Below are 16,403 nucleotides of genomic sequence, written 5' to 3'. Positions count from 1 at the left end.
GCTTATTTCAATGACAATAAATATACACAAGTGTACCCTCGAAGATTTAAACACGCTTCAGGAAATAAGTTATGAAACCTTTAATGAAACATTCAAGCATCAGAATTCACCGGAAAATATGAAGGCCTATATGGAAAAGGCATTTAACCTAAACCAAATAAAGAAAGAATTATCCCATATCTCTTCTCAGTTCTATTTTGCTTATTTTCATAATGAAGTCGCTGGGTATTTAAAAGTTAATTTTAATGGGGCCCAGTCTGAAGAAATGGGTGAGGATTCGCTGGAAATCGAGAGAATCTACATAAAGCCCAATTATCAAAAGCACGGGCTTGGTAAATATCTGCTCAGCAAAGCTGCGGAAATTGCGAAAGAACGTAATATGAAGTCAATCTGGCTAGGTGTATGGGAGAAAAACAATAATGCGATCTCCTTCTATAAGAAGATGGGGTTTGTGCAAACAGGAGCCCATCCCTTTCGTATGGGGAATGAAGAACAGGTGGATTTCATAATGACCAGAACCTTAATATAGGCTCAAACAAAAGAAAACCCCTTGTCTCACATCTACGGGGCTTCTCAGCATCTTAATTTTGTTATTTGTTTGTCTTTTCGGCTTAACTCACCTGAATGACTACACTGCCCTTCTTATGGCCTTTCTCTACATACCTGTGAGCTTCAGGAATTTGCTCCAGCGGGTAGGTTCGATCAATGACGGACCTTAAATTCCCCTGCTCCATAAGCTCCTTGATGAACAGGAGATCCTGAGGAAGTACCTTGGCAATGCCCTGTCCATCCACGGTCACGTAAGAACCGCCGGGAGTTAGTGCATTCTTGCATCTGGATTTTGAGCATTTCCCGACCGCATCGAAGATCAGGTCATAGTGCTCATTTTGACTAGCAAAATCTTCTTTCGTATAATCAACGACCCTATCGGCTCCCAAGGACTTCACCATTTCCAGATTGGCTCCACTGCACACCCCGGTCACCTCGGCTCCAAAGTACTTTGCAAGCTGTACCGCCGCAGTCCCCACTGTTCCAGAAGCGCCATAGATCAGGACTTTCTGGCCCTGCTGAATATTGCCTTTTCCCAGAAAATATATCGCTGTAGTTCCTCCGAATAAAATAGAAGCAGATTCTTCATAGGATACATGTTCCGGCTTGATCTCCATCAAGCTATTCTCAGAAAGGCAGGCATACTCGGCATGGCCGCCGAATTTCATCCCGGTTAATGCAAACACCGAATCGCCCACCTTATACCTCTTAACATCCTTGCCAACAGCTTCAACCACACCTGCTAATTCGACTCCAAGAACAGGTTTTCTAGGCTTACGAAGACCCAGAACCAAGCGCATGGGAATCCACAGCAAGAGAGGGCTTTGAAAAGCACGAACCCTGATATCCCCCGCAGTTACGGTCGTTGCATGAACCTTGATCCGCACCTCATTGTCCTTTGGCATAACCTGGTCTACTTCCCTGAGCTTGAGCACATCTGCTGACCCGTACTGTGTACATACTATCGCCTTCATAAGATAGCCTCCAAACCTGAATTTGCAACTAGTATATTCGCAGTACGGTATGCTCATATAGCTACTAAAGTATGGTTTTACAAAATAAAGGCCACCGTAATGTGCGCAGGGATCACAGCAGCCCCAGTGCTCGGGCACGTGCTACGGCCTCAGTGCGCCTAGATACCTGAAGTTTATCAAATATAATCCGGTTATGCCCCTTAACCGTAGTCAGTGCGATATGCAGCCGCTCGCTAATCTCAAGATTCGAGAGCCCCTCTGCAATGAGGCGAAGAACCTCGAGCTCCCGCCCACTTAATGGCTCGATTAGGGTTGCAGCCTGGACAGCGCGGTCGGAATGATCAGAAGGAGCGAGGACCTGACTTTTCAGTCCCTCTCCTTGAAACGCTGACAGCAGCTTACCTACATAAACCTTCATGATTCCATGAGCAGCCGTCTCACAAAGAAGCCGCTCGATATCACTGCCCTCGTCTAGAAAAATCCGGAGGAAGCCGCTCGGCTCAGCCATCGTTAGAGCTTCAGTCAAAATTTTCACAGCTGCTAATTTATCTCCGTGTACATAGAGAACAGCAGCCTGCAGTACCATCACCTTGAGCGTTTCATCGTGAAGCTGCTTCTCCTGAGCCTTATTCCGCAGTAGCATAAGTACCGATAGTGCGGCAGTGGTATCACCCTGTGCCAGATGAAGCCGGGCTTTAGCTAGATGCAGTTCGTGTTTCTGTGCTAATTGGGCGGCTGCCTTGAGCTCCCCTTGGCGAAGCAGTAAGGTCACGTGTGCGGCTGCAATGCGGGGAAGCTGATGATCGAAGTTGTGCTGCCTGGCGATCTGATCAGCCTTGGCCAGAATATAGGCAGCACTGCTCACCTCTCCAAGTGCAAGCTTTATTCGGGCCAGGAACAATTCACCCGCAACGACTCTATCCGCCTGTTCGAGCTGCTGTGCTAACTCTACACTCCGCTGTCCTAACTCTTGGGCACCCTCCAGGTCGTTCCATTCATAACTTAACCGGGCCAAGCCCAGGTACGCTTCACAAGCAGCCGGCAGCGGCGGATCTCCTGCCATATCAAGAACAAGCCGGTAGGTCTCAGCTGCGGCATGAAGCTGATTGTCAGATTCCTGTATGATTCCAAGGCCCAGTGTGGCCATAATCGTGATCATGATATGCCCGATCCTCTGACTGTTCGATAACGCTTCGGCGTAGGCTTTACCGGCTCCGGCACGATCCCCGAGAAGCTGGTACGCATAGCCCAGTGTCCAGATCGTCGCCGTACGGACAGGCAGGTTGTCAGGATGCAGATATTCCAGAGCACGACGAGACTCGGCCATGATCACCTCGGCCTGGTGCCTGCTGACTGCCACTGTGGCGCGTATGGAAGCGATATGTCCTATTAAATCACGAGCTTTATCGTTCTGCCCGGCCGCTTGCAGAACTTGTTCAGCAGCTGAAAGCTTCTCCTCCACTCCAGACATCTGCCCCCTCATTAATAGCCCGGAAGCATACATCACACAGAGTGAAGGTCTGGCATCCATTTCCTTGCCCGGTAAGGATTCGAGCCAATTCATGACAGGAACCACCGCTCCACGGAACAGCAAGGGCATTCCATCCCCCTCTGCCAGGTGAACAGCCCGGTCTATATCCCGGGCGAATACGGCATGGTGAAAGGCTTCAATGGCAAGCCCGTGTTCTTCATACCAGCTGCTGGCACGAAGATGGTAGGAATTCTGTCTGTACTCGGGGAGCCGCTGTCTCAGAAAATCGGCAAAAAGATGGTGATAGCGATACCAACAGCGCTCATGGTCCAGCGGAACGAGGAAGAGGTTCGCACGTTCCAGATATTCCAGGGTATCCTGCCCGGTAGAGGGTCCGGCATGATCAGGATCTGTCTCTCTGCTGAGAACGGCATCACACAAAGGGCCGCACAACCGATCAAGGATGGAGGTGCCCAGAAGAAAGTTCTGGACATATTCGGGCTGCTGCGCCAAGACTTCTTCCATCAGGTAATCCGTTATGAAGCGATGACTTCCAGTGAAGGATTCAATAAAGCTGCTGATGTCGCTAGACCCCTGCATGGAAATCGCAGCTAATTGCAGTCCCGCGGCCCAGCCCTCCGTCCGAGTCTCCAAAGCTGAGATATGCTCAGCTGTAAGGGATAAGCCTGTCTCCCGGCTCAGAAATTCAGTCGTTTCAGACGAGTTAAAGCGCAAATCCGCTGCCCGCAGCTCTGTTAATTGTCCCCGAGCGCGCAGGCGGGCCAGAGATAGGCGCGGATCCGTGCGGGTAGCCATAACGATGTGCATCTGCGGGGGCATATGCTCGATCAGATAGCCGAGGGCATGGTCAATCTGTCTGTCATGAATCACGTGATAGTCGTCCAGAACGAGGACGAATGGGTCTGAAATCGTAGTAATCCCCTGAATTAAAGCGGCCAAAATAGATTCGATGGGCGGTGGTTGCGGGGACTTAAAAAGCCCAATCAGCCCCTCCTCCATACTACTGGCTCCTACCGACTGCAGCGCAGCAAAAAGGTAGGTCATAAAACGGGTAGAATCGTTATCCGCTTCATCCAGCGATAACCAGGCGACTTGTCGCTCGCAGCTTGTAAGCCAATGGCTGACCAGCGTAGTCTTGCCAAAGCCGGTAGAAGCAGAGATTAGTGTCAGCTTACCCGGTAGACCCTGATTCAGTCTCTCAGTCAGACGTGAGCGGGCAACAAGACTTGGCCGAAGCGGGGGAATATATAGTTTGGTATACAGGATTGGAGTAGTTGTCATACCCTGATTATAATAAGGAGAATCATGGACCTTCAATAAAAAGTTCAACAGATTACTGCGGTATGGACTCATGTGCTAGTTGTTTTTATAATGGAATTTACAGGAAAGATATTACTAATCGCGAGGTGATGGAAGCAGAATGATCGAGGACACGATAAGATCAAAGGACTATACCCAGGTATGGAAATTTCTTTTGGGCTCAAAACTGCTTATTGATTTTACATTATCGGGGGTCTTCTTTTTCCAGCAATCGCTCACGCTATTTTGGAGATTGAGTTTGGTGATGATATCACTGGCGGTTTTTCTACTCATCAATTTCTATTACTTTACCAAGCGAGATAGGAAGAACTGGCTTATTCATGTCCTCATTCTGGATTTTCTACTATCCGCTTCTTACGGGTATGTCTATGTCGCCGGAAATTTCCCCAACCATTTATTTATTGGAATTACAGCCTTGGCGATCCTGATGTTAATCAGAAATACGCGAATGCAGATCTTGGCCAGTATTCTGTTATTGATCGGGTATCTAGTTACAATGGGAAGCATTGACTGGTATCTATATCAGCGGTTTGATCAAGCTAGCTACTTCACTTCCTGTTCATTTATTATTTTTGCCGGAATTGTGAGCTTTCTTCTCCAAATATATCAACGCGGGCGCCAGGAGACGATTCAGCTCTATACCCAGCTGAAGGAATCGCACGAGCAGCTTAAGAACTATACTCTCAAAGTGGAGGAGTTGGCCGCAGCCAGAGAACGTGTCCGAATTGCCCGGGAAATCCATGATACCGTTGGTCATAAATTGACCGCATTATTGGTCCAAATGCAAGCGGCACGCAAACTAAGGCCTATAGATTCAGCACGCAGTGAACAGACCTATCTCGAGTGTGAAGATCTTGTCCGCTCCTCTCTGCAGGAGGTCCGGCTGTCCGTTCGTACGATTCGGGATGAGCCATTCAGGTCAACTTCTCTAACAGACAGCCTTAGACAACTAGCTGATGAATTCACCAAGCTCGCCGAGGTCCAGACCGTCTTCGAAGTAAATGGGAACCCTCTGCCCTTACCTGCTAATCTTCAATTAACGGCCTATCGAATTACACAAGAGTCCCTTACAAATGCTCAAAAGCACGGTCAAGCAAAGCAGGCCAAAATCTCACTAACCTACTCCGTGAACGGGCTGTCTCTATGTATATTTAATGACGGAGAGATCCCCTCGGAGCTAAAGCCGGGGTTTGGATTAATCAATTTGCAGGAAAGAGTGAAGGAGTGTAACGGAGACGTGCGTTTTAGTATGGATAGCCAGGAAGGCTTTGCTGTCGAGGTACAGCTCCCTTATTCTCTACCAGAAATGGAGCGTGTGCTGAATTGAGAATTCTAATCGTGGACGATCAACGGCTTATGAGAGAAGGTCTCGCGACCCTCATCGGCTTAGAACCGGATATCGAAGTCGTTGGAACCGCTGTGGATGGAATAGACGCCTATTCCAAAGCGCTTGAGCTGCGGCCGGAGGTGATCTTGATGGATATCCGGATGCCAGGCATGGACGGTGTCGATGGATCGGAATTGATCCTGAAGCATTTGCCGGAGACCAAGATCCTGATTCTGACCACCTTTGATGACGCAGAATTAATCTTGCGGGCAATGGATACAGGTGTCCATGGGTATCTGTTAAAGGATATGCCGTCCGAAGCCATCGTAAGTGCACTGCATACCATTTACAATGGCGGAACCGTGCTACAGCCCGATATTACCGCAATGCTGCTTAGGGAGCTCAGGAGCTTATCCAAAATCAATCAGCCGGAAGCTCATCCCCTAAGGCTGAGTGAACCCCAGGGACTCCTGCTTCTTACAGAACGGGAAAGAGAAGTACTCGCTGTACTGGGCCAAGGGTTGAACAACAAAGAGATTGCAGATTTGCTTCATATTACCGAAGGGACTGTGAAGAATCATGTCTCAAATCTTATAGCCAAACTTGGGATGCGTGACCGGACACAAGCCGCTATATTCTCAGTTCGCCACCAAATTCAAGTTTAACTACAAGGGCATGACTTTTGGCATAGAGTATGCGAATCTGCATATTCTAGCGATCAACTGTTCTGCCTTTTTGGCTTGAAATCCATTACTTCTCACAGATTTGCTTACACACCGTTCTGAGTACAATCAAAGTGTAAGAAATTTGAGGAGGAGTTATGAAGATGAGAAAAATACAAATAGCCTACTGGATTGTCACGGCGTGCACCCTAATAGGGTTCCTACTTAGTGCCGTCAATGAGATCCTTAGATCTCCGGACACCCTAATTTCAACAACACAGGTGCTGGGTTACCCTGCTTACTTTCTGACCCTTCTGGGCGTGGCAAAAATCATAGGGATTATGGTACTCGTTATTCCCAAATACTTCAGACTCAAGGAATGGGCCTACGCCGGTTTTACAATTGACTGCATTTCCGCATTCTGGTCCGAAATCGCTGTAGGTAATCCTAAAGGCAGTATTAAGTCCGTTGTGGTCTTCTTGTTCGTGATGCTCTCTTACTACCTGCTCCGCAGAATTCAGAAAGGTGCAGATTTACAAGTGTCTCAGGAATCCAAGCGTGTCCATACTGTATAACAAGGATCACGAGCTCTAACGCATAGTTCCGGGCAACCTCCCGAATTGCAGGTTTAGATTTTGTGAATATTGGGTATAAGAAGCCTGAATCCTGGCATCCGTATAACTCCAATCCTACGAAGGAGCGATAGTCATGAATATGAAGCAGCTCGATCGAATCCGTACGGGAAAAGGGTTTATTGCGGCCCTAGACCAAAGTGGCGGAAGCACACCCAAAGCTCTGCTGCATTACGGAATTGAAGAAACCCGCTATGCGAACGAAGATGAGATGTATGCATTGGTTCATGAGATGAGAACCCGGATTATCAAGAGCTCGGCATTTGATTCCCGGTTTATTCTCGGGGCTATTCTGTTTGAAAATACGATGGATCGCGAGATTGACGGCCAACTTACGGCCGATTATCTATGGGAGAAGAAAGGGATTGTGCCTTTCCTGAAAATCGACAAAGGACTCGCTGATCTCGAAGACGGGGTCCAGCTGATGAAGCCCAATCCGGGCCTCGGGGATCTGCTGAAGCGGGCGACCGGACGCGGCATCTTCGGAACGAAAATGCGCTCCGTCATTCATGAAGCTAACCCTGCCGGGATCAAGAAGGTCGTTCAGCAGCAGTTCGCCACAGCCAAACAGATCATGGACATGGGACTTGTCCCTATTATTGAGCCCGAAGTCGATATTACCCGCCCGGACAAAGCCGAATCGGAAAAGCTGTTAAAAGCCGAGCTGACCCAGCATTTATCGACCTTGGACCCGCACGCACAGGTTATGCTTAAACTCTCCATACCGAGTGAAGACAACTTCTATAGTGATTTAATGAACGAGCCCCATGTTGTAAGAATTGTGGCCTTGTCAGGCGGCTACTCGCAGACGGAAGCTAACGAGAAGCTCGCCCGCAACCACGGCTTGATCGCCAGCTTCTCGCGCGCCTTATCCGAGGGACTCACCGCCGGGCAGAGCAACGATGAATTCGACGCCATGCTGTCCCAGTCTATTCAGAGCATTTATGAGGCTTCGATCAAATAAATCACCAATTGAGCAATTAGCTTCATCGATAAGCAAGGTCTTTAACGCCCTCGAACTTGGAACAAAGTTCGGGGGCGTTTGTCTCAATATATTGCCCTGAAACGGGATATCCTATGGAGAACCAAGTCACTGTTTAAGGAGGTTCATCTCCTATTTCTATTCCTGTTGCAAAATCAAAACACACATGTTATATTGATTGAGCCATCAATTATTGATACGTCAATTATTGAGGTATCCAGTAATTGATTAAGCAATGGCATCCCCATTGTTCATGTCCAGATTCACCCGGGAGGTCTAGTCATGACATGTAATGTTACCAAAGAAGAGCAAATTATTACTCTGCTGAACGCACTGGGCAACAAGATAAGCCCCAAGTTCGAACGATGCACCGGGATCAGTTCATCCCGCTTCGAGATTCTTCATCAACTGGACCAAGTTGAGGAGATCAACCAATCCATGCTGCAGAAGGTCATTAATATTGATAGTGCTGCCATCACCCGTCATTTGAAGCAGCTGGAAGCCGATGGCATGGTCAGCAGACGCAAAAATCCGGAAGATAATCGGGTCACCTTTGTACGTCTTACAGATGATGGCCGCAAACATATTGAAGGTTACAAAATCGAGAAGCTCAGCTTCATGGATCAGATTTTCAAGGATTTCAGCAAGGAAGAGATTGACTCCTTGGCAGATTTCCTGGAACGTATGCAGAACAATTACTTTTGAACCCATAGACAGAGGAGAGAATCACGATGACAACAACAATTCAAAGAACCAATGATTTCAAAGAAATTACTTTTGGCCGCCGTTCAGTGAAGGCTTATGATCCCGATACCAAGATCAGCCGTGAAGAAATGACCGAGATCCTGGCTGAAGCTTCCCGCGCTCCATCCTCAGTTAACATGCAGCCTTGGCGTTTCCTGGTTGTTGACACGGCTGAAGGCAAAGAGAAGCTGGCCCCACTTTCCAAGTTCAATCAGACCCAGGTGCTAACCTCATCCGCCGTTATTGCGGTGTTCATTGACATGAACAATGGTGAATATATGGAGGAAATTTTCGGGAAAGCGGTAGAACTTGGATATATGCCGCAAGAAATTAAAGAAATGCAGATGAATGCCTTCAAGCCTTATTATGATACCATCTCAAAGGCTGATCTCCGTGATGTGAACCTAATTGATGCAGGGCTTGTATCCATGCAGCTGATGCTGGTGGCTCGTGCACACGGCTATGATACCAATCCAATCGGCGGTTATGAGAAAGACCAAATTGCCGAAGCTTTCGGCATGGACAAGGAACGTTATCAGCCCGTTATGCTGATCTCGATCGGGAAGTCGGCCAAAGAAGGACACCCTTCCTACCGTCTGCCTGTGGAGACGATTACTACCTGGGCGTAAGGTCAGGCGACCTTTACCGTATCATCAACTTACACCCTATGGAGGTTGAACAAGATGATTATCATTCACGCACATTTGCAAGTTATACCGGATCAGGAAGTCGTTTTTCTGGATGCTGCCAAACAACTGATCGCTGCCACACGTAATGAAGAAGGCAATATCAGTTATGACCTTGTCAAAAGCACGGAGCGCGAGCACCACTACACCATGATTGAGCTGTGGAAAGATGAAGCTGCTACGGCTGCTCATAACACCAGTGCGCATTTTCAGGCTTTTGTTAAGCAGGCTCCTGAATTTATGGCCGCTCCGATGAACGTCGCGGTATTTGCCGGAGAAGCTGTTCAGCGCTAAGGTAGCAGCCGGACATCATCCAGGTTGGGCAGACTTCTGCCATTTACCCGGAATACAATAATCCATCCAGAGCCTTAATGAACAGTTAAGGATCTGGATGGATTATTTGTGTTATGCTCCCCACTAGGCAGCCGGCGGGCCGGAATCTTCGGATCGGCCTGCGATCCTAAGTCCGGCGCATGTATGCACGTACCGTCAGCGGCGCGAAGACAGCCACAATAACAGCAACGCCGATGAGGGAGATCGTGAGGTCCGTACCTACCGTCCCATGATTGGCCAGATCCCTGACGGCAGTGACCAGATGAGAGATCGGATTGATGTTCACGAACCACTGAAGCCATCCGGGCATCGTATCGACAGGCACGAAAGCGTTGGAAAGAAAGGTTAGCGGAAACAATACAATCATAGAGATCCCTTGAACGCTTGAAGCGGTGCGGGCGATCACTCCGAAGAAGGCGAAGATCCAACTGATCGCCCAAGAACACACGATGACCAGCACTCCAGCCAGAGCCACATATCCCAGACCCCCACCAGGCTGGTAACCCATAATATATCCCATAGTTAGAGTAAGCACCGTTGCAATCGTATAACGGATGGTGTCTGCCAGCAGGGCTCCGGCCAGAGGTGCAATCCGGGCGATAGGCAGTGACTTGAACCGGTCAAACACCCCCTTATCCATATCCTCACGCAGCTGGACGCCGGTGACAATCGAGGTCGTGATCACGGTCTGCACAAGGATGCCTGGAATAATGACAGGCAGATAATTGATTACGTTCCCCGATATAGCTCCCCCAAAAATATACGTGAACATCAGCGTGAAGATAATCGGTTGGAACGTAACATCGAACAATTGCTCTGGGGTGCGTTTAATCCGCAGCAGACCTCGATAAGCCATCGTAAGCGAATTGCGAATCGTCTGGCCGATACTCGTATGGTTTTTCAGGTGGCGCTGGGAAGCCGGTTTTATTGATGTACTACTCATACTCCTACCTCCTCAGTTACGTGTGACTGACCTGACACTTGCGAGTCAGTTTCTTGTATACCCTCTCCCGTAATGGTCAGAAATACCTCATCAAGAGTGGGCTTCTGCACACTGATCTCGGCCAGGTGGATTCCTCCACTACGAAGGGCAATCAGCAGATCGGTGACCAGGTCGGCTTCTGCCATCGGCGCCGTTATGCGTCCGGCCTCTGCCGATACATTGGAACGAACCTGAAGCACCTGTTCTACAATGTGGCGCGCTTCCTGAATGTCCTGGGTATCCTGGACTCTCAAATGCAGGGACGAGCTGCCGACAGAAGACTTCAGTTCATCTGCCGTTCCCTCTGCGACGACCCGGCCGCGATCAATAACCGCAATCCGGTCAGCGAGCTGATCAGCTTCATCAAGGTACTGGGTCGTGAGAAGTACGGTTGAACCCGTGTTCACCAGCCGGTGAATCGTATCCCACATCTGCGCTCGCGTGCGCGGATCGAGTCCCGTTGTAGGTTCATCCAGGAAAATAAGCGGCGGCTGCGCAATGAGGCTTGCCGCCAAATCCAGCCGGCGGCGCATACCTCCGGAGAATTTCTTAAGCGGACGGCTGGCCGCTTCTGTTAGACCGAACTCCTCCAGCAGATCCGAGGCCTTACGGCGCGCCTCACTACGAGTCAGTCCAAGCAGCCGGGAGAAAATAATCAGATTCTCCGTCGCGCTGAGTGACTCGTCAACCGATGCGTACTGACCGGTTACTCCGATCAGTTGACGCACGATCTGTGACTCTTTTACCACATCATGCCCGAAGATTCGTGCCGAACCTCCATCCGGCCTTAATAAAGTTGCAAGCATACGAATTGTTGTGGTCTTGCCTGCTCCATTCGGACCAAGCACTCCATAGATCGAACCGGTGCGCACCTTCAAATCCACGCCATCTACTGCACGATTGCTGCCAAAATTTTTGATGAGTCCGTGGGCTTCTACAGCCCACTCCCCTTGATCTGAACCTGCTTTCCCGTACCTATTATCCACTCCGTCTCCCCCTTGTTAACTGATACTAACAATCTTATCTCGCAATGATAAATGGAGTTTAAACTGTAAGTTCTACCATCTTATTGCATTGTAAGAAATTCCATTCAGCTAATACACTGGCGGGAGAATGATTTGTAGATCGGTCTCGAGTCTGAGAACCAAGCCTGCTTGTCATGCCTTCAACACAAAAAGCCCCCGCAAGGCGGAGGGCGTTCTGGCTGATGTACGATGTATAACTATTCTGTACGTCTTTATCGGGATCTGCTGAAGAACAAGTTGACTACGAAATGAAGCGACAGAAGGGCAAACAGCACCATATTGACTATTACGGATACACTTCCAGATACGAATAAAGCCATATAGATCATAGCCAGTACCATATAAAGGTTAGACTCATCCAGTATGTCCATCAGTGTACGCATAAACTTATTGTTCAACATGACGAAGCAGCCTCCCTTGTGATTTATGGAATAATTATACATTTTCGAAGGATGATTGACAAATACCGGAATTCTTAAAGTTATTTTCGGCTGGGAGTCAGTCTTATATCTTCAACACAAGTTTGCCCACTGTGTTTTTATTTTCAAGGAGAGCAAGGGCTTCAGCAGCCTTTTCCAGAGGATACACCCCTTGAATCTCTGCATGGATCTCTTTTTTCGCCAGCATATTTAACACTTCCCGGGCCGCTTTCCCAGCCTCCACAGGATTACTGTCGCTATATCCACCTAATGTAAAGCCTGCGAACTGATGATTGGAGAACCATATTTGATTAAAAGAATGCATAACATCCTCTTCACCGCTTGCATTTCCTACTACAACCAATTGTCCCAACGGGCGAAGCACCTTCAGACTTTGCTTACGCATACTTCCCCCAACTGGATCAAAGACAGCATCAACGCCTTGTTGTCCAGTTGCCCGAAGGGTCTGCTCTACAAAATCGGTTCGGAGGAATAACTCATCATACCCAAGAGATGCAGCGAGCTTTATTTTCTCGTGACTCCCTACGGTCCCAAGCACCTTTCCTGCACCCAGACGTTTCGCCATTTGGCCCAGGAAACTGCCCAGCCCGCCAACCGCTGCATGGACAAGTACACTATCCCCTGTTCTTATTCTATGTACTTCTTGTATGGCCAGGTAAGCAGTCGTCAGATTCACAATCGAGGCTGCTGCTGTCACCAGGTCCAGGTCGGCTTCTAGTTGATCCAACGGAACTGTTAGATCCGGTCTTACGTTTGCGACGGATGCAAATCCGCCCAGATCATGTAGGGTCATCGAGGCAACGGGCTGACCAACATAGAAACCCTCCACGCCTTCACCGATGGCACGTACATACCCCGACACTTCCAAGCCAGGTGTAAGCGGCATAGGATAAGCGGCGTTAAATTCGCCGCGGCTCAGCAGCACTTCGAAATAACCTACACCTGCATAAGCAACATCAATCGTAAGCATACCTGGAGCTGGCTGCAAATCCGGCTTTTCCTGTATTTTCAAGCTCTCAGGTCCTCCGGGTTGATCTATAATAATAGCTTTCATTTTGTAACCTCCTATATTTGATATAGGATAATTATATTTCGCGTCCAAGAAGGTAACCAGTTTGCAGTTATACAGGTATCCTTACTAACAGGCTTATTTCAGAAATTCCCTGAGTTTTAGTTCCGTATCGGTACCCGCTACGGGTGTAAATACACAGCAGTGTAGATTGGCATCTCCGTTAATGCTAGAGAACGTATTTAATTGAAAAAATAAACGTCCGGCGGCGGGATGATCAAATGTGTAAAGTATAGCTGTCTTCTGCCGCACCTCATGAACACGCCATAACGCGAGAAACTCCTCGCTTTCCTGGCACATCTGGCTAACGAATTTCTCGTTCCAAGGATCGCCCACCTGCTGGTCAAAGGATGACCGAAACACGCCGATGGTGTAATCTGCGAACTCTTCCCAATTCACCAACTGCTTCCGTAGGCTGGGCTCGGTAAATATCAACCGTGTCATCACACGTTCTCCAGCGGGTATCGCACTGAAATTCACGATAGCCTCAGTTGCCACCCTGTTGTAGGCCAGCACTTCAGTTCGGTGGTTGGCGATAATTGCAGGATAGTGCAGTTGGTCGATGATCTGTTGCAATCCTGGGCTCATTTCTGCTTGCGGGTAAAGGTCACTCTTCCCGCCGTAATTGGCTAAACGGAGCAAATGAAGCTGCTCCTCTGAAGACAATTGCAAGGCTCTTCCGACACTCTCAATCACTTCTCTTGAAGCCGTGTTCACTCTGCCTTGTTCCAGCCAGGTATACCAAGTAATGCTTACGCCCGCAAGATGAGCCACCTCTTCTCTCCGTAATCCCGGCGTTCTTCTTCTTCCAAATCGTCCAGTCGTCTCGATATGATCCGGTTTGATCCGTTCGCGGCGAGATTTCAGAAATTCTCCGAGTATTTTCGTTCTATGATTATCTGAGGACATTCAGTAGCCTCCTTTTTTGCGTAAATAACTCTATTATACAATTCAGCAGCTCATTTCCAAGTTGTGACAAAAAATAAAGCTTACACCGCGCATTTGGCCCCAGTGTAAGCTTCATAAGATAAGAATCTGCTAGTAAACCCGTTTACCTGTTGATCGTTTCTATTAGTAGCGAGAGGACTTGTGCACTTTCTGCACGAGTAACTTTCTCGTATGGCATAAAGAGTTGGTTACTGCCATGAATTATGCCAAGCCCTTGCTGGGCATACCTTTAAAGACATGGGTTACTAACTGCTTTACATAGTCTTCATCAATCGGATCCCCCGTAACCAGCAGACGGTAGAAAATTGGGCCATAAAGGAGATCTGTTAATAGTGCGATATCGAGACTCTTCTCTAGTTCTCCGCGCTGAACCGCCCGGTCCAACATATCACGAAATTCCTGCCGCCGGGGCTGGATGTAGCGGGTCCGAAAAGCCTCAGCCAGCGCAGAATCAACCTGCCCTTCGCCTATAATCTCCAGTAAAATCGTGCCCTCACGTCTTAACATAAACCGGGCCATATTTGTGGCATGTTCCAGAATATCCTGAAGTACAGTGCCTGTGTCCGGTACAGGCAGTCTAGCAGCTGCAGCGGATAGGAAGCCATCCATCACTACAGCGGCCTTATTAGGCCACCATTTATAGATGGTAGCTTTACTTACCTTGGCTCGCTCAGCGATCTTTTCCACCGTAACCGCTCCAAAGCCAATGTCCATCAACAACTCATAGGCAGCCGAAAGGATGGAACTTTGCGTCTCCACATTCCGCGGACGGCCTCTTTTTGTCTGCACATGAATCCTCCTTCTCTCGTGATACCCGTTGTAAACGCTATAAACTATACGTTTAGTATACAAAATACAAAACTTAAAAAAAAGCCTATTTACAATACGATACGTTCAGTATATTATATTAACAAAAATAACCAATACTAAACGTTTAGTATTTAAATGAGGAGGATAATTATGCTTAACGTACAAGGTACTCAGGACAGCCGCATCTCACGTTGGATGATGTTTCTGCTCGCAGCGGCATGCGGACTTATCGCTGCCAATCTCTATTATGCTCAAACCCTGGTTGGACCGATCCGTGATGCCATTGGCCTCAGTACTGGATCAGCAGGATTGATTGTTACAGTTACCCAGATCGGTTATGTAGCCGGGCTGCTGTTCATTGTTCCGCTTAGTGACATTATTGAGAATCGGCGTCTCACCGTTATCATGCTTTTAATTGCGGCTGCCTCACTGCTAACTGCTGCATTTGCACCCGTCGCGCCTTTGTTTCTGACCGCATCTCTTTTTATTGGAATAGGATCCGTAGTAGCCCAGATTCTAGTGCCATTCGCCGCCTATTTATCGTCCGAAGAACAGCGCGGCCGCGTGGTCGGCAATGTAATGAGCGGACTCCTGCTCGGCATCATGTTAGCCCGGCCGCTCGCAAGCTTTGTAACCAGTCTTTGGGGCTGGAGAGCTATATTTGTGCTGTCTACAATTGTGATCTTTTTATTGACTGGATTGCTATCCATTGCACTTCCTGTGCGAAAGCCAACTCCTGCAGTACGTTACGGTAAGCTAATCCTCTCCTTGGGCTCTATATTAAACAGCATGCCAGCATTAAGACGTCGTGCGCTGTATCAAGCTTGTTTATTTGGCGCTTTCAGCTTATTTTGGACCGTCGTTCCATTACATCTAGCCGATAACTTCGGGATGTCCCAAGTAGGTATAGCATGGTTCGCCCTTGTTGGTGTAGGCGGCGCCATTGCTGCGCCGATTGCAGGAAGATTGGCGGATCGAGGCTGGAGTAAAGTGTTAACAGGTACAGCTATGATTGTGGCCGTATTGTCCTTCTTGTTCATCCATCTGTTCGAGAGCTCTTCAATCTTTGCTCTAGTTCTTCTCTTTGTATCGGCAATTACACTCGATATGGCTGTGTCGGGGAATTTGGTGGTTAGTCAGCGTGTAATTTATTCACTCGGGAACGAAGCAAGAGGTCGCTTGAATGGACTATTCATGGCTATCTTCTTCCTTGGCGGAGCCATCGGATCATCCATAGGGGGATGGTCTTATACCCAAGGGGGCTGGAGTCTTACATCCCTTATTGGAACGATCCTGCCGGTCTTGGCTTTGCTCTACTTTCTCACTGAGAAAAAAACATCCACAGTAAAGGCTTCCAGGAATTGACACTCCAAAACCCCTGTGATATATTGTGCATATACAACATACACAATATGAAGCGGAGGTTAG

At 48.4% G+C, this 16,403-nt stretch carries 17 protein-coding genes; 9 read left to right on the top strand and 8 right to left on the bottom strand.

All coding sequences use genetic code 11. The annotated features are described in order from the left end of the window. Window positions 1-10 precede the first annotated feature (10 nt). Window positions 11-529 (top strand): spermidine/spermine N(1)-acetyltransferase, encoded by a 519-nt coding sequence (paiA, locus tag EJP77_RS14705; protein ID WP_127200004.1) that lies wholly within the window; start codon window positions 11-13, stop codon window positions 527-529. A gap of 82 nt (window positions 530-611) precedes the next feature. Here the strand turns inward: paiA and EJP77_RS14700 are convergent, their stop codons facing one another. Together EJP77_RS14700 and EJP77_RS14695 are read right to left on the bottom strand one after the other, a co-directional pair. Further along, a complete protein-coding gene (locus EJP77_RS14700) occupies window positions 612-1,523 on the bottom strand; it encodes an NAD(P)-dependent alcohol dehydrogenase (RefSeq protein ID WP_127200003.1) in 912 nt (303 codons plus the stop codon). 112 nt (window positions 1,524-1,635) lie between these two features. Next, window positions 1,636-4,344: a winged helix-turn-helix domain-containing protein gene (locus EJP77_RS14695; protein WP_342773021.1), complete on the bottom strand. Its 2,709-nt coding sequence runs from the start codon at window positions 4,342-4,344 to the stop codon at window positions 1,636-1,638. Window positions 4,345-4,579: 235 nt separating this feature from the next. Here EJP77_RS14695 and EJP77_RS14690 point away from each other — a divergent pair, with 235 nt between their 5' ends. The 7 genes from EJP77_RS14690 to EJP77_RS14660 all read left to right on the top strand — a co-directional run bounded on the left by EJP77_RS14690 (window position 4,580) and on the right by EJP77_RS14660 (window position 9,662). Further along, window positions 4,580-5,662 (top strand): sensor histidine kinase, encoded by a 1,083-nt coding sequence (locus EJP77_RS14690; protein ID WP_246021901.1) that lies wholly within the window; start codon window positions 4,580-4,582, stop codon window positions 5,660-5,662. Next, a complete protein-coding gene (locus tag EJP77_RS14685) occupies window positions 5,659-6,327 on the top strand; it encodes a response regulator (protein WP_127200001.1) in 669 nt (222 codons plus the stop codon). Before EJP77_RS14690 ends, EJP77_RS14685 begins: the two co-directional genes overlap by 4 nt. 161 nt (window positions 6,328-6,488) lie before the next feature. Next, complete coding sequence (locus tag EJP77_RS14680) at window positions 6,489-6,899, top strand: DoxX family protein (RefSeq protein ID WP_127200000.1); 411 nt, start codon at window positions 6,489-6,491, stop codon at window positions 6,897-6,899. Window positions 6,900-7,032: 133 nt separating this feature from the next. Continuing rightward, complete coding sequence (locus tag EJP77_RS14675) at window positions 7,033-7,920, top strand: fructose bisphosphate aldolase (protein WP_127199999.1); 888 nt, start codon at window positions 7,033-7,035, stop codon at window positions 7,918-7,920. A gap of 300 nt (window positions 7,921-8,220) precedes the next feature. After that, window positions 8,221-8,643, top strand: a complete 423-nt coding sequence (locus EJP77_RS14670) for a MarR family winged helix-turn-helix transcriptional regulator (protein ID WP_127199998.1) — start codon at window positions 8,221-8,223, stop codon at window positions 8,641-8,643. Window positions 8,644-8,669: 26 nt separating this feature from the next. Next, the gene (locus EJP77_RS14665; protein WP_127199997.1) at window positions 8,670-9,311 is read left to right on the top strand and encodes a nitroreductase family protein; all 642 of its coding nucleotides are present in this window, start codon (window positions 8,670-8,672) and stop codon (window positions 9,309-9,311) included. A gap of 54 nt (window positions 9,312-9,365) precedes the next feature. Next, window positions 9,366-9,662 carry a putative quinol monooxygenase gene (locus EJP77_RS14660; RefSeq protein WP_127199996.1) on the top strand — a complete coding sequence of 99 codons (297 nt, stop codon included), beginning with the start codon at window positions 9,366-9,368 and terminating at the stop codon, window positions 9,660-9,662. Window positions 9,663-9,828: 166 nt separating this feature from the next. On the opposite strand, the gene EJP77_RS14655 is transcribed toward EJP77_RS14660, so the two are convergent. The 6 genes from EJP77_RS14655 to EJP77_RS14630 all read right to left on the bottom strand — a co-directional run bounded on the left by EJP77_RS14655 (window position 9,829) and on the right by EJP77_RS14630 (window position 14,954). Next, the gene (locus EJP77_RS14655; RefSeq protein ID WP_127199995.1) at window positions 9,829-10,644 is read right to left on the bottom strand and encodes an ABC transporter permease; all 816 of its coding nucleotides are present in this window, start codon (window positions 10,642-10,644) and stop codon (window positions 9,829-9,831) included. Then, entirely contained in the window at window positions 10,641-11,669 is a 1,029-nt protein-coding gene (locus tag EJP77_RS14650; RefSeq protein WP_127199994.1) for an ATP-binding cassette domain-containing protein, read from the bottom strand. Before EJP77_RS14650 ends, EJP77_RS14655 begins: the two co-directional genes overlap by 4 nt. Window positions 11,670-11,920: 251 nt before the next feature. Next, the gene (locus EJP77_RS14645; protein ID WP_127199993.1) at window positions 11,921-12,109 is read right to left on the bottom strand and encodes a hypothetical protein; all 189 of its coding nucleotides are present in this window, start codon (window positions 12,107-12,109) and stop codon (window positions 11,921-11,923) included. Window positions 12,110-12,212: 103 nt separating this feature from the next. Beyond that, entirely contained in the window at window positions 12,213-13,202 is a 990-nt protein-coding gene (locus EJP77_RS14640) for a quinone oxidoreductase family protein (protein ID WP_127199992.1), read from the bottom strand. Window positions 13,203-13,295: 93 nt separating this feature from the next. After that, a complete protein-coding gene (locus EJP77_RS14635; RefSeq protein ID WP_127199991.1) occupies window positions 13,296-14,126 on the bottom strand; it encodes a helix-turn-helix transcriptional regulator in 831 nt (276 codons plus the stop codon). Window positions 14,127-14,366: 240 nt separating this feature from the next. After that, on the bottom strand, window positions 14,367-14,954 hold the full coding sequence (locus EJP77_RS14630) for a TetR/AcrR family transcriptional regulator (protein ID WP_127199990.1): 588 nt from the start codon (window positions 14,952-14,954) through the stop codon (window positions 14,367-14,369). A gap of 171 nt (window positions 14,955-15,125) precedes the next feature. Here EJP77_RS14630 and EJP77_RS14625 point away from each other — a divergent pair, with 171 nt between their 5' ends. Continuing rightward, window positions 15,126-16,340 carry an MFS transporter gene (locus EJP77_RS14625; RefSeq protein WP_127199989.1) on the top strand — a complete coding sequence of 405 codons (1,215 nt, stop codon included), beginning with the start codon at window positions 15,126-15,128 and terminating at the stop codon, window positions 16,338-16,340. Window positions 16,341-16,403 lie beyond the last annotated feature (63 nt).

Origin of the sequence: Paenibacillus zeisoli (assembly GCF_003994465.1) — a bacterium.
Taxonomy (GTDB): Bacteria; Bacillota; Bacilli; order Paenibacillales; family Paenibacillaceae; genus Fontibacillus; species Fontibacillus zeisoli.
This window is presented reverse-complemented; position numbering and strand designations above follow the sequence as displayed.

Bases quoted from the DNA above. Each gene is read 5' to 3' on its own strand.
- EJP77_RS14690 (WP_246021901.1), top strand. From the start codon at position 4,580: ATGATATCACTGGCGGTTTTTCTACTCATCAATTTCTATTACTTTACC.
- EJP77_RS14700 (WP_127200003.1), bottom strand. From the start codon at position 1,523: ATGAAGGCGATAGTATGTACACAGTACGGGTCAGCAGATGTGCTCAAG.
- EJP77_RS14640 (WP_127199992.1), bottom strand. From the start codon at position 13,202: ATGAAAGCTATTATTATAGATCAACCCGGAGGACCTGAGAGCTTGAAA.
- paiA (WP_127200004.1), top strand. From the start codon at position 11: ATGACAATAAATATACACAAGTGTACCCTCGAAGATTTAAACACGCTT.
- EJP77_RS14660 (WP_127199996.1), top strand. From the start codon at position 9,366: ATGATTATCATTCACGCACATTTGCAAGTTATACCGGATCAGGAAGTC.
- EJP77_RS14680 (WP_127200000.1), top strand. From the start codon at position 6,489: ATGAGAAAAATACAAATAGCCTACTGGATTGTCACGGCGTGCACCCTA.
- EJP77_RS14625 (WP_127199989.1), top strand. From the start codon at position 15,126: ATGCTTAACGTACAAGGTACTCAGGACAGCCGCATCTCACGTTGGATG.
- EJP77_RS14645 (WP_127199993.1), bottom strand. From the start codon at position 12,109: ATGTTGAACAATAAGTTTATGCGTACACTGATGGACATACTGGATGAG.
- EJP77_RS14675 (WP_127199999.1), top strand. From the start codon at position 7,033: ATGAATATGAAGCAGCTCGATCGAATCCGTACGGGAAAAGGGTTTATT.
- EJP77_RS14655 (WP_127199995.1), bottom strand. From the start codon at position 10,644: ATGAGTAGTACATCAATAAAACCGGCTTCCCAGCGCCACCTGAAAAAC.
- EJP77_RS14635 (WP_127199991.1), bottom strand. From the start codon at position 14,126: ATGTCCTCAGATAATCATAGAACGAAAATACTCGGAGAATTTCTGAAA.
- EJP77_RS14665 (WP_127199997.1), top strand. From the start codon at position 8,670: ATGACAACAACAATTCAAAGAACCAATGATTTCAAAGAAATTACTTTT.
- EJP77_RS14670 (WP_127199998.1), top strand. From the start codon at position 8,221: ATGACATGTAATGTTACCAAAGAAGAGCAAATTATTACTCTGCTGAAC.